Raw genomic sequence first — 13,079 nt, forward strand, 5'->3', positions numbered from 1 at the left:
CTTCTGTACATCAGCTTCTTTCTTCTGTACATCAGCTTCCTTCTGAGCCAACTCCGCCTTACGCTTTTCCTCTACAAATCGCAGGGTTGCTAAAGCATGCTCTGTCTTAATCTGCTGTTCCCGCATCTCAAAGGCTATCTGATCCTCTGTTAATTCTTTAAACAATCTTTCCGCCATCGTAACAGCCTCCCCTCCTCGCTCTATTAAATCCTGCACATACATCTCCTGCGTCCGATCTCCTGCAAAAAGCATGTACGCTGCCAAACGCTCCAAAGGATCCATTTCCTCTATCGACTTATGCACATCCACTTTCTCAAGCTCCACAAAGTGAATCTCTGCAGTCTCCGACAGCCTAAAATGTTCCTCACTCTCCAAAAAGTAAAAGGTACTATGTAATTTCTTCGTTTGCGGGAGCACATTCCCCTTCACAATTGAAATTACAATACTTTTTTTCATTTTATCATAGTCTTCCCCTTTTTCCAATGATAAGTTAATTAATTTTCCACAGTAAAAAACAGAACGGTCAGCATAGAATTCCAAGTTTCCATTCTGCATTTCAATATCCAACAGCTCTCCCAGACTGGTTTGCGCCTTAATGTCCAAAACCGCACCCTTCATATAGGGTTTCTCCCCGTAAATGTATGGGTTCATAATCTGAATAGACTCTATCGGATCTGCCTCTCGTCCCAATATCACGTTGATAATTGCAATCAGTGCCTGCTTATTTTCCTCCGCATCCCTGGAGAAAATATAATGAAATACCCAACGTTCGCTGCGCTCACTCCTCCGGTTGCTTCGCAACCTACGCTGTCCGTTTCGCCTATCCAGCTAAAGCTGGGGCGAAAAGGCAGTCGTCATATAGATTAAAAAATCCTCTTCGTTTATTTTCAAATAGTGATTGTTTCTTCATGTCTAATACCTCCCTCATATGTTATCAACAAAAAAGAGGCAAAAAGAAAAAACAGCCAATATGACTGTTTAGATTGCAAATTCTTTTTTACCTCTATCCTATTTTAGCATAAAACTTCCCCTTTAGCAACTCCCAAAAATGGTTTATTTTCCCTTAATCTCTTGATTCTTCTTTTATTTTCCAAAATCAAATCATGAAAACACCCGCATAGAGATTTAGTCTCCATACGGGTGCTTTCTGTCAGTATATCTATTTTGTTTATGCGAAAGTAATAACTGTACCAGTTTTACCTTCTAATGCGTCAATAGCCTTATCAAGAGAAGTGATGATAGCTTTCTTGTTCGGATATGCTCTGACAAACTTCATCGCAGCTTCTACCTTCGGCAGCATGCTTCCAGGTGCAAACTGTCCTTCTTCGATGTATTTAACTGCGTCTTCCAGATTCAGGTTATCCAAATTCTTCTGATCCGGTTTATTAAAGTTGATTGCAACTTTTTCTACCTCGGTCAGAATCATCAGTACATCAGCCTCAACCTGTTCAGCCAGAAGTTCTGCTGCAAAGTCTTTATCTATTACAGCTGCCACACCTTCCATGGAACCGTCAGCATTTTCTACTACAGGAATTCCGCCGCCACCACAGGAAATCACAATAGATGTATCCCATAGTTTCTTTACTGCGTCGATTTCAACAATTTTTCTAGGAAGTGGGGAAGCTACTACTCTTCTGAAGCCTCTGCCTGCGTCTTCCTTCATTGTGTATCCTTTTTCTGCTTCTAAAGCTTTTGCTTCTGCTTCTGAATAGAACGGACCGATTGGTTTTGTCGGGTTCTGGAATGCTTTGTCGCTCTTTTCCACAACCATCTGTGTTGCAACAGTCAGAACAGGAAGATTTCTGCCTTTTTTGCTCAGTGCATATTTCAGCGCCTGCTGCAGATGATATCCGATGTAACCCTGGGACATAGCGCCGCAAACATCAAACGGCATTGCTGGGGTAACATCTTTTGCTGTCTCAGAAGCCAGCAAAATTCTGCCGACCTGCGGTCCGTTTCCGTGAACCAGACCGATTTCATAACCTTTGCAGCTGATATCTGCAATATATTCACAAGTTTTCTTAACAACTTCAAGCTGTGCTTCAGCTGTCGCTTCGCTCTTTCCGGACTGCAAAGCATTTCCGCCTAAGGCGATCACAATTTTCTCTGCCATATTGTAATTCTCCTAATACTCTAATTTTGTTCTACACTCTGTGTGCCTGTCAATACGCTAAGCATTACAGGTCATCTCTGTTTACAGGGCAAGACATACATCTTGGACCCCCTCTGCCTCTGGATAATTCCGCACTTGGAATTGTCAGTACTTTTACGCCCTTTTTATCGAGCAGATCGTTGGTTACATAGTTTCTCTCGTAAGTAACAACTGTGCCCGGCGCAATGCAAAGGGTATTGGAACCGTCGTTCCACTGCTCTCTCTGTGCAGCCATCATATCGTTTCCGCCGCAGCGAATCAGATCAACTGCAGGCAGATTCAGCACTTTGCCCAGAATGTGGTCTAAGGAATCTGTAACGGATTTGAAGTTTGCTTTTCCGTCTTTACCTAATGTGATTTCAAAGAGCTGCAGAGGTCCTTCGATTTCTGGATGAATGGTAAACTTGTCATAGTCAACCATAGTAAATACAGTGTCCAGATGCATGAACGCTCTTCTCTTTGGAATATCAAATACTAATACTCTCTTGAACGTAGATTTATTCAGCATGTTTTCTGCAAATCTTTCGATCGCCGGCGCTGTCGTTCTTTCAGAAAGTCCAATTGCAACGGTTTCTGAATTAAGAACCAGCACATCTCCGCCTTCGATGGAATACTCGTGGTCATAGTCGTACCATATCTGAGAGCCTTCTGGCGCAAAATCTTTATTGTGCAGGAACATGTACTTCAGAAGCAATGCTTCTCTTCTTCTGGTTAGCGTGCTCATATGGTGGATATTGATACCATTTCCGACACATGCGCCCGGATCTCTTGTAAAGTACAGATTCGGCATCGGTTCCATATAGAACGGATATGAAGAAGAAATAAAGTCTGCTAAAGACTTAGTCTGTACATCGATTTCGTCTCTCTTCACGCCCGCAATCAGCTTTGCCACCATGGATTTCTCATCCATGTTAATCAGATAATCGTAAATCGCCTCTCTGACGCCCATGGAATTCAAGTGACTTTCGTCTAAAAATTTGTTCAAAAACTCTGCCTTGACCGCAGGGTCTTTCAGCGCCTTTGCAGTTTCGTCCACATAATAAACAACTTCTACGCCGTTTTCTCTGAGAACCTCCGCAAATCTATCGTGTTCCTGCTGTGCAACTTTTAAGAAAGGAATGTCATCAAATAACAGTCTTTCAAAGTTGTCGGGAACAAGACCTTCTACTTCTTCTCCAATTCTATGAAGAAGTACTTTGTTTAATTTTCCTATTTCAGAATAGTTGTGAATTCCTGGTTTCATAATTCTTTCCCCCAAAATTTTCTTATGAGCCAAACCAAAAGATTCGGCATCCCTCAGGAATAAAACTGCCGCAAGCCGGAAAAGACCCGCGGCAGCAAGATTTATTGTCTTATAAAGATTCCGCTCCTTGAAGCAGAACAGAGCCACAAGGATAACGTATCCCTACGCTGTCCATTTTGCCTAGCTAAGCAAAGTCTGGGCAAAAAGATTAGCCGATTGTAGCAACGATAACAGCCTTAATCGTATGCATTCTGTTTTCTGCTTCGTCAAATACCACGGAGTTCTTGCTTCTGAATACTTCGTCGGTGACTTCGCGGATGTCGTAACCAGCTTCCATCTGGGTCTTTGCCATCTTTGTTTCAAAGTCATGGAAGGAAGGCAGGCAGTGCATGAACAGGCAATCCGGATTTTCGGTTGCTGCCATTAATTCTTCTGTTACCTTGAACGGAGTCAGCAGTCTAACTCTTTCTGGAATTTCTGCTTCTTCGCCCATGGAAGCCCATACGTCAGCATAGATGACATCTGCGCCTTTCAAGCAAGCCGGATCAGATGATACTTCGATAGTTGCACCAGTTTTCTTTGCAACTTCCTGTACTTCTGCGATAACATCCTGTTTCAGTTCTTTTGCCAGCTCGTCCGGTCCGTAAGCAACAAAGTGCATACCCATCTTAGCACAGCCGTACATCCAAGCGTAGGACATGTTGTTTCTAACGTCGCCACTGAATACAACTTTAACTCTGTTCAGCGGTTTAGCGCAATGTTCTTCGATAGTCAAAAGGTCTGCCAGAATCTGAGTCGGGTGGTCAACGTCGGTCAGACCGTTCCATACAGGTACGCCAGCATATTTTGCAAGTCCTTCTACAACTTCCTGGTCAAAGCCTCTGTATTCAATACCATCGTAGAATCTGCCTAATACTTTTGCAGTGTCTTCCATGGTTTCTTTCTTGCCCATCTGGGAGGAACTGGAATCCAGGAATGTAACGCCAGCGCCTTCATCCATTGCTGCCACTTCAAATGCGCATCTGGTTCTTGTGGAAGTTTTCTCAAACAGCAGAACAATGTTCTTGCCTTTCAAAATCTGATTGCAGATACCCGCTCTTTTCTTTGCCTTCAGGTCATGTGCCAGGTCAAGCATGTATCTGATTTCTTCTGGTGTGAAATCCATAAGTGTTAAGAAACTTCTTCCTTTTAAGTTTACTGCCATTGGTGTGTTCTCCTTTTCATTTCGTTAAAAATCGTTCATATCAGATAGTTTAACTCTCTTTACTAAAAATGATACTATATTTGTCAAAAAATTAAAGTACCAGCACTTTTATTTTTTAAAGTACCAGTATATTCCAAAAACTACTAAAATCAACCAACCCCGTGATTGAACCGTTTACAAACAATCAAGCATTGTTATTATACGTAAGAAAGCGCCGCCAGCTCAAATATCAGTCTGGCGACGCTTTATCGCAAAATCAAAAAATATCAGTTATAAGGAAGTCCTCTGCGCAAGGTTTGTAATAATCTCAATCAAATTCTCCATTCCTAGCTTGATTCGTGCCTTGGTTTCAAAAGAGTAATTAAGGCGTATGCAGTCTCTGCCGCCATTTTTGTTAGGATAAAAAATGTCTCCAGGCACGATAGAAATCCCGCAACGCGTACAGACAGCCGCAACCTCTTTGCCGTCTACACCTTCCGGCAGATGACACCACACATATACACCGCCCCGCGGTTTTTCATAAGAAAGCCCCAGAGGCACCAGCCGATCTAAGAATCCGCACATCAAATCCCGCTTCTCCCGGTTCAGTTCTGTAATGCGCCTTGCATTTTCATAAAATTTTCCACTGGTAATGTACTTGGCAAGCAGCTTCTGGGTAATCCAGTCCAAGGTCATTACGCGAATGGACACCAAATAACTTAGACTCTTAATCAGCTTTTCCGGTGCCACGACAAATGCCATGGAAAGTCCAGGAATAAAGGTCAGGGAGAAAGAGTAAATGTAAATTACATTTTCACTCCTATCCATAGCTTTCAGCGTCGGCATGACATCATCTTCAAAGGCTAACTCTGACGCAGCGTCCTCCTCTACGATAGGCAGTCTATACCGATTAGAAATCTCCAGCAGCTTTTTTCTTCGCTCTACCGACAAAATGTTTCCGGTCGGATCATGATAACTGGAATTGACATAGATAAACTTCGGTCTATGGGTTTCAATGAGCGCTTCCAAGTGATCGCAGACAATACCGTCCTGATCCACCGGCACTGTAACTGCCTTGCAGCCTGCCAGCTTGATCACCCGATAAACATCAGGCGATACCGGCTCCTCCACAATAACCCTGTCACCCTCTTTCAGCATAGCAGTTACAATAAAGTCCAGCGCCTGATTGGTTTCCGACAAAATCTGAACCTGATTAAGCCCAGCCTTAATACCTTTGGTACGCAGATAAGAGATCACCCTTTGCCGCAGTTCCAAATCGCCCTGATAAGGCGTCAAAAAGGAGGATTTTCCTCCCTGCTCGTTTAAAATCGCTGCAAAATCCGCCGCAAGATTCGCCTCATCATACACTGCCGGCGGCAAACCGGTGGCAAAAGAAATATTATTTGCATCGGAACTTCTCTGAAAAATCTCGTCAAAGGTTCGTTCCATATCCTGATATTCATCTTTAATCACCGCACTCCAATTAACCTTTTTACGAACATCCGGCTCGTAAAAGTCTTTACTTTGATAGGCAACGCGGTACCCTACGCCGCGAACAGACTCCACAATTTCTTCATCCTTCAGGGCAGTATAGGCTTTAATAATGGTATTTCTATGTACTCCCAGCATCTGGGCAAAAGCACGCTCTGACGGCAGCACAAAGCCGTCAGGCATTTGTCCGCTGATAATCTTTTCCTTGATCTGATCTGCTATCTGCCAGTAAATTGGCGTTCTGCTCTCCCTATCTACAACCACCTGCATGGATTAGAACTCCTTCTTCCCGTGAAACTGATAATAACACACCTCAAGTCTGCCATTGTAAAGCTTACGCCTGCGGTCTGCAGGTCTTCCTAAAGTCTTCGCCTCCAATTCCTTATCTGTAGTCACCAGAAATAGTGACCAGGTCGGATTTTCCTTAAAAAACTCGCTGTATTTCCGATAAATACTCTCAATTTGCTTCTTCTCACCGATTCGCTCACCGTAAGGTGGATTGGTAATAATAATGCCGCCGGTTTCTTTTGCTACGAGTTTCTGCATAGGCATCTGCTTAAATATGATGCAGTCATCCACACCCGCTTCGATGGCATTTTCCTTAGCGCTTGTGATAGCTTTTTCGTCCACGTCAAAAGCAAAGATCCGAAGCTCGCTGTCATAATTTATAGCGCCGAAAGCCTTTTTTCGCTCTTCTTTCCAGACTTTTGAATCAATCAACTCCCAGCCTTCCGCTGCAAAGGTCCGATTAAGTCCCGGCGCAATGTTTCTGCCGATCGTAGCAGCTTCGATGGGAATTGTGCCGCTGCCGCAGCATGGGTCCACCAGCAATCTGCCTTCACGCCAAAAGGACAATTGCACCATAGCCGCCGCAAGCGTCTCCTTGATAGGTGCTGCCACATCACGCACGCGATAGCCTCTCTTATGCAAACCTGCGCCGCTGGTATCCACCGTCAAAGTCACATGATCTTTCAAAATTGTTACTTTTACGGTGTATTCTGCGCCTGTTTCCTCAAAATACTCCGCCATATAGTATTCTCTGAGCCGCTCTACAATTGCCTTTTTTACAATACTCTGGCATGCAGGAACACTGTGGAGTTTTGATTTCACCGATGTCCCTGTCACCGTAAATTTTCCATCCAGGGGAATCAGCTGTTCCCAAGCAAGCCCTCTGGTCTGCTGAAAAAGTTCCTCAAAGGTCACCGCATTAAATTCCGCCATTTTAAGCAGCACCCTGTCCGCGCTGCGAAGCCACAAATTGCTGCGCACGATCGCCCGCTCATCGCCCAGATAGGTAATTTTTCCGTCTTCTGATTTCAGAATCTTATACCCTAAATCCTGTATTTCACGTTTTACTACCGCTTCAAGTCCAAAAGTTGCGGTTGCAATTAATTCCAATTTCATATGTATTCTGTGCTCCTGTCTTCATTCTTTTGCCGCCACGTCATCAGGTCTGCCTTGTGCGCTTGCCGCGCACGTCTGTATCGTCCTCAGATTGTCAAAAAACGCTTAAAACCAAAGAATGAAAGTTTTTTGGCAATGCCACTAAGTCGTATAGGCATCATTTCTATGATACTCGTTTTTTGTGGTGGTGTAAAGCAAAATTGACGATATGATAAAAGACGCATCCCCTGAGTTTATGCTATTATGCGCCCATGATACAAAAATGCACTAAGAAAGAAGGGATTTATATGTACAAAATAAAAACACACCTTTTCGTATTCATTCTAAGCCTGCTGCTGGTAATCGGGCTTACGATGCTGCTCTGCCTGATGCCGCTGACACCGGCGCTTCAGCTTTTGTTGGGATTTATTGACGCAACCTGCGCTATCTGTCTAAGCCTCTGCCCTGCTGCCATCGCTAAAAAGCTAGGCTGGGAAGAATAAGATTCCGTTGACACAAACCGCTTGTTCCCAATATAATAAATACAATGAAATCTTTTATCCGAAACTCGAAGGAGGCTTTTTATGATATCCAAATACGGAATCTTCTGCAAAGTCATAGAGTGCGGCAGTTTTACCAAGGTTGCAGAGGAAATCAGCTACTCTCAAAGCGCTATCAGCCAGTCGGTCAAGGCACTGGAGCAAGAACTCGGCACTACCCTTGTGACCCGCGAAAAAGGTGGTATCAGGCTTACCCGTGACGGTCAAGGATATTTCCCCTATCTGCAGGAAATTTACAATGCAGAACAGTCTCTTGAACGAAAACATTCCGAAATGCAAGGACTTGAAAACAGTCTGATCCGCATTGGCACCTACACTAGTATCAGCCGATATTATCTGCCGCTGGTCATGAAAGCCTTTAAGGAAAAATATCCGACTGTTAAATTCGAACTGCATCAAGGTGACTATCAAGATATTATCCAGCAGGTCAAAAATCGCCAGGTTGATTTTGGCTTTACTACACCGAGTGCAGCTTCAGGCTTACCAATTAAGACATTCTACAAGCAGGAACTTGTTGCCATTCTACCTGCGGACCATCCATTAGCTGAGAAAAAGACTGTAACCTTAGCAGATCTTGCTACAGAACCCTTTATTATTGATGACGAAGGCAAGTTCAGTCTCCCGCTTCATTTTTTCTCAGAAGCAGGACTAACACCAAACATTGAGTTTCACCTTTATGATAACAACAGTATTATCATCATGGTTGAACAGGGACTGGGCGTATCTATCATAGATCGAGTATTCCTTGCCAATACAAGCGCTAATATTGTTATACGAGAAATCGAAGAAAAACCTACTCGTCTTTTATCTGCCTGCTGGCATAACTGGGATACGATGCCTATTGCCGCGAGAAAATTTCTCAAATTTTTTCTGTCGCAGCCGGAGTTTCAGGACACTCCTAAATGACCCCGTATTGAAATTCAGCTAACGCAAGGGGACAGTCTCATTTCCTTACTTTTGAGACTGTCCCCTTGCAGTAAAAATGATATTGGGCTAAAAAAGGTCCAAATCAAATGTCGGGATGAAGTTCAATCAGATTTAATCTGATTGAATCTGATTGGTATGCGGTAGTTCATGCTGCGGAGAAACCGGCGCGCCATAATCGCAGGATTTTTTTGTATATCCGGCGTTTACCCCATGGAAACCGCCATATTCAAAGCGTTTTTTTGTATACATGGCGCCAGCCATTCGCCAAACGCCATATTGGGATTCATTTTCTAAAAAACTGGCGTGCGCCTGCCGCCTGATACGTGCTTTTTTGATATTTTACTGTAGGATGCTAAAGTTTTTTCGACTATCTGAGCTGCATTTCTTTCTGCTGCCGCCATTTTTTCTAAAAAAGCTTTTCTATCTGGCACTTTCTCATAGGTCCGCGCCATGTATACAGAAATCAAGGTCAAATATGGCGCGTGACAAATCCTCGGTATAGCTTGATTCTTATTTTATTCCCGTACACAAACCTGTCAAGCTAACTGCTTCAAGCAAGCACTGGCCTAAAGCCGAAAAAAGCTGTCTCATTTTATATTGAGACAACTCTTCTCGATTTTTATGCATTTATTTTAATCCTTAAGATTTGGATTACTCCGTGACTGCAGTAAATTGCCCAAATTTTCTCTTGAAATCGGTTGAATTTCCACCATGTCTGCCAGTGTCGGACAGATAGCAAAAATGAATGCCATCATCCCATCAATTGCAGCGCTGTTTTTCTTTCGTTGTCATTATCATATCACAACTATTATATTAAGTAAAACGAATGATTCTTATTTTATCATAAGTATCACTTATGATAAGAGCACAAAAAATCCCGTACAAAGCTGCGCCGCAAAGAGGCGGTGCAGATCCGTGCAGGACTTTTGGATAAACGTGATTTACTCTGCAAATTGGGACAACTCCATTATACGACTTGTGCCTTGCCAATCACTTCGTTCTCGGGTCACAAAAGCATAAGGAGTTTCCATCAATTTTCTTCGCAAATTGGGACAACTCCATTATACGACTTGTGCCTTACCAATCACTTCGTTCTTGGGTCACAAAAGCATAAGGTCTGCCTTGCCACTCGCGATTCCTCTCGTGGGGCAGAACCATTATAGATAAGGCGCTCTCCTATTGAGGGAATTGCCTTCCAGCGATTCCAACTCATTGAGTGCTTTACCTGTGCCGATGGCAACACAAGAAGTCGGGTCATCAGCAATACGCACTTTAATCCCAGTACGCGCTTCGATACGCTTGTCAATGCCGTAAAGTAATGCGCCGCCGCCGGTGATGACAATGCCAGAGTTACTGATATCTGCAGCCAGTTCAGGCGGTGTCTGCTCCAGCACACTGTGTGCTGCTTCGCAGATTGTATGAAGCGGCTCTTCCAGTGCTTCCATAATCTCTTCGGAGCTAACTTCAACAGTCTTTGGAAGACCGGTTACCAAGTCTCTGCCCCTGCATTCCATCGTCATATTCTCTTCTCTTGGATACGCAGTACCGATAGTCTTTTTGATTTCTTCCCCGGTTCTCTCCCCAATGTACAGCTTGTGTACTTTTCTCATATATTTAATAATGGAGTCATCGAACTTGTCCCCTGCAATCTTAACGGAAGTGCTTGCAACAATGCCGCCAAGAGAAATAACAGCAATATCCGTCGTACCGCCGCCGATATCGATGACCATAACACCGTCAGGCTGTGAAATGTCAATACCTGCACCGATGGCAGCCGCAACCGGCTCTTCCATCAGATACACATCCTTGCCGCCTGCCTGCGTTGCCGCTTCTCTGACCGCTCGCTTCTCAACTTCTGTCACGCCGCTCGGTACGCAGACCATAATTTTAGGCTTGAAAAATCTGCCGCTGCCGCAGGTCTTTTTTATAAAATATTTCAGCATTCTTTCTGTAATATCATAATCAGAAATCACACCGTCGCGCAGCGGTCTTACCGCAATGATATTAGCAGGCGTTCTTCCAAGCATCTGTCTTGCCTCTTCACCCACTGCCAAAATATCGTCTGTATCCTTATTAATTGCCACAACAGAAGGCTCATTGAGCACGATTCCTTTATTTTTTATATATACTAAAACATTGGCTGTCCCTAAGTCTATTCCTACTTCACTTGCCATTTGCATACTCCTTTTCTCTAAAATCTACCTCTCCGCGATTATTTCTCTATAGCATTTGCAGACAAAGCCAACAATATACGCCAGTCAAATAAATTCTACGAAGAATCCAAAACGATATATGCAAATATTATATACAATTTTTGAAGTTTTTTCAATGCAATTGCACATATTTTCCATCTTAAGATTCATTAAGATTCTGCTGCAGCATTTAAAGGGCATATTTGTGCCTGTATTCCCTGAACATTTCCTTAAATGCAGGATCATCCATCGTCTTCAGCTTCCCCAAATACTGATGGGCAGCAAAGGACGATTGAGAAAGTTCAATTACTGCAACGCCAATATTTGAGCAGTGAGCGGAAACTCTGGCATAATTGGTCATGATGTCAGAAAGAACAAAGCCCTGCTGAATGGTGCAAACCCCGCTCTGCAGACGCGAAATATGATTTTGCTTCACCTCTTCTGCCAAATCTCCGATGACTTCCTCCAGCGGTTCCACCCTATATGCTGACTCCATATCATTTCCGTCAAACGCTATAATTGCAAGCCCCATAATCTCACGAATTGCTTCCGTAGCAGTTTCAAGCTCATGTCTGCCGCTTTCTGAAAGGACAAGTTTTTTCTCTTTCATTTCTTTTGCTGCTTCCATGATATGCACCGCATGGTCGCTAATTCGTTCAAAATCTCCAATCACATGAAGCATTTTGGATATAGAATTACTATCTGCATCAGATAAAGCACAGGCTGACAGCTTTACGAGATAAGAGCCAAGCCGATCTTCATAGATATCTGCTTCTTTTTCCAGCTTAATGACCTTTTGCGCCTTTTTCTCGTCATAATGAGAAAATAGTTCCATGGCATTAAGAATTGATTCTTTTGCGATATGTCCCATTTCTATGGTTATCTGTCCGCATTCCTGCACTGCAATAGACGGTGTATTTAAAAGTCTTTCATCAAGAAATGCAATTTCAGTCTCCGGCTCTTCCTTGATACTGCGTTCTGCAATCTTTACAAGAAGCTTCGTAAACGGCAGCAGGAGCAGCGTAGTTGTAATATTGAAAATACTGTGCACCACCGCAATACCCGCAGGACCAATTACCTCTGTCAGAAACGGCAGTTCTACCAGATAGTGAGCCACAAAATAGATAAGCAGACAAATGGCAGTTCCTATAATATTAAATGAAATATGAATCACTGCAACCCGCTTTGCATTGCGGTTTACGCCGATACTGGATATCAGTGCCGTTACACAGGTACCGATATTTTGACCCATGATAATAGGGATTGCCATTCCGTAGGAAATACTGCCCGTCAATGACAGCGCCTGCAAAATACCCACCGATGCCGATGAACTTTGAATCACTGCGGTCAATAAAATACCAGTTGCAATTCCCAGAATCGGATTGGTAAATGCGGTTAAGATTGATGTAAATTCCGGCATATCTTTCAAAGGGCTTACCGCACCACTCATAAAATTCATACCGTACATTAAGATTGCAAATCCTACAAGAATGCTTCCGATATCTTTCTTCCTGCTGTTTTTCGCACCCATCATAAGAATCACACCGATCAACGCCAGTACCGGCGAAAAGGATTCCGGTTTCAGTAGCTTTATCAGCACATTATCACTTTCTACACCGACCAGACTGAGAATCCACGCCGTAATAGTAGTGCCAATGTTCGATCCCATAATAACGCCTACGGTAGAAGCCAGTTCCATAATGCCAGAGTTCACAAGCCCCACCAGCATAACGGTTACAGCTGAAGAACTCTGAATTACCGCCGTGATACCGATTCCCAGAAACAGGCTTTTAAGCGGGCTTGCTGTCATCCTCTTCAAAATGCCCTCCAGCTTACCGCCTGCCAGTTTTTCAAGCCCAGATGACATCAGGCTCATTCCGTAAAGAAACAGCGCCAGTCCGCCGAGCAGCGAAATCAGCGAAAACATATCCATAAATATCCCTTCCTC

General features: G+C 43.6%; 10 protein-coding genes. 2 read left to right on the plus strand and 8 right to left on the minus strand.

Features of this window, described 5'->3' with window-relative positions; genetic code table 11:
- The 6 genes from D1151_RS10260 to D1151_RS10285 all read right to left on the minus strand — a co-directional run.
- A partial coding sequence (locus tag D1151_RS10260) for an Rpn family recombination-promoting nuclease/putative transposase (RefSeq protein WP_161908854.1) occupies positions 1–801 on the minus strand: 801 nt, incomplete at its 3' end.
- Between the two features lie 367 nt (positions 802–1,168).
- The gene (gene arcC, locus D1151_RS10265) at positions 1,169–2,113 is read right to left on the minus strand and encodes a carbamate kinase (protein ID WP_160202618.1); all 945 of its coding nucleotides are present in this window, start codon (positions 2,111–2,113) and stop codon (positions 1,169–1,171) included.
- Between the two features lie 64 nt (positions 2,114–2,177).
- Positions 2,178–3,395: an arginine deiminase gene (arcA, locus tag D1151_RS10270; protein ID WP_160202617.1), complete on the minus strand. Its 1,218-nt coding sequence runs from the start codon at positions 3,393–3,395 to the stop codon at positions 2,178–2,180.
- Positions 3,396–3,603: 208 nt separating this feature from the next.
- Positions 3,604–4,599 carry an ornithine carbamoyltransferase gene (argF, locus tag D1151_RS10275; protein WP_160202616.1) on the minus strand — a complete coding sequence of 332 codons (996 nt, stop codon included), beginning with the start codon at positions 4,597–4,599 and terminating at the stop codon, positions 3,604–3,606.
- A 270-nt stretch (positions 4,600–4,869) separates the two neighbouring features.
- Complete coding sequence (locus D1151_RS10280) at positions 4,870–6,339, minus strand: PLP-dependent aminotransferase family protein (RefSeq protein ID WP_160202615.1); 1,470 nt, start codon at positions 6,337–6,339, stop codon at positions 4,870–4,872.
- Between the two features lie 3 nt (positions 6,340–6,342).
- The gene (locus D1151_RS10285; RefSeq protein WP_161908855.1) at positions 6,343–7,473 is read right to left on the minus strand and encodes a class I SAM-dependent RNA methyltransferase; all 1,131 of its coding nucleotides are present in this window, start codon (positions 7,471–7,473) and stop codon (positions 6,343–6,345) included.
- Between the two features lie 287 nt (positions 7,474–7,760).
- Here D1151_RS10285 and D1151_RS10290 point away from each other — a divergent pair, with 287 nt between their 5' ends.
- Positions 7,761–7,955, plus strand: a complete 195-nt coding sequence (locus tag D1151_RS10290) for a hypothetical protein (RefSeq protein ID WP_160202613.1) — start codon at positions 7,761–7,763, stop codon at positions 7,953–7,955.
- 81 nt (positions 7,956–8,036) lie between these two features.
- A complete protein-coding gene (locus D1151_RS10295) occupies positions 8,037–8,918 on the plus strand; it encodes a LysR family transcriptional regulator (RefSeq protein ID WP_161908856.1) in 882 nt (293 codons plus the stop codon).
- 1,178 nt (positions 8,919–10,096) lie between these two features.
- Here D1151_RS10295 and D1151_RS10300 read toward each other — a convergent pair.
- Both D1151_RS10300 and D1151_RS10305 read right to left on the minus strand, forming a co-directional pair.
- Positions 10,097–11,119: a rod shape-determining protein gene (locus D1151_RS10300; RefSeq protein WP_161908857.1), complete on the minus strand. Its 1,023-nt coding sequence runs from the start codon at positions 11,117–11,119 to the stop codon at positions 10,097–10,099.
- Positions 11,120–11,321: 202 nt separating this feature from the next.
- A complete protein-coding gene (locus D1151_RS10305) occupies positions 11,322–13,064 on the minus strand; it encodes a Na/Pi cotransporter family protein (RefSeq protein ID WP_161908858.1) in 1,743 nt (580 codons plus the stop codon).
- Between the last annotated feature and the right edge of the window lie 15 nt (positions 13,065–13,079).

The sequence above is a fragment of the Emergencia sp. 1XD21-10 genome (genome assembly GCF_009936045.1).
Lineage (GTDB): Bacteria > Bacillota > Clostridia > Peptostreptococcales > Anaerovoracaceae > Senimuribacter > Senimuribacter intestinalis.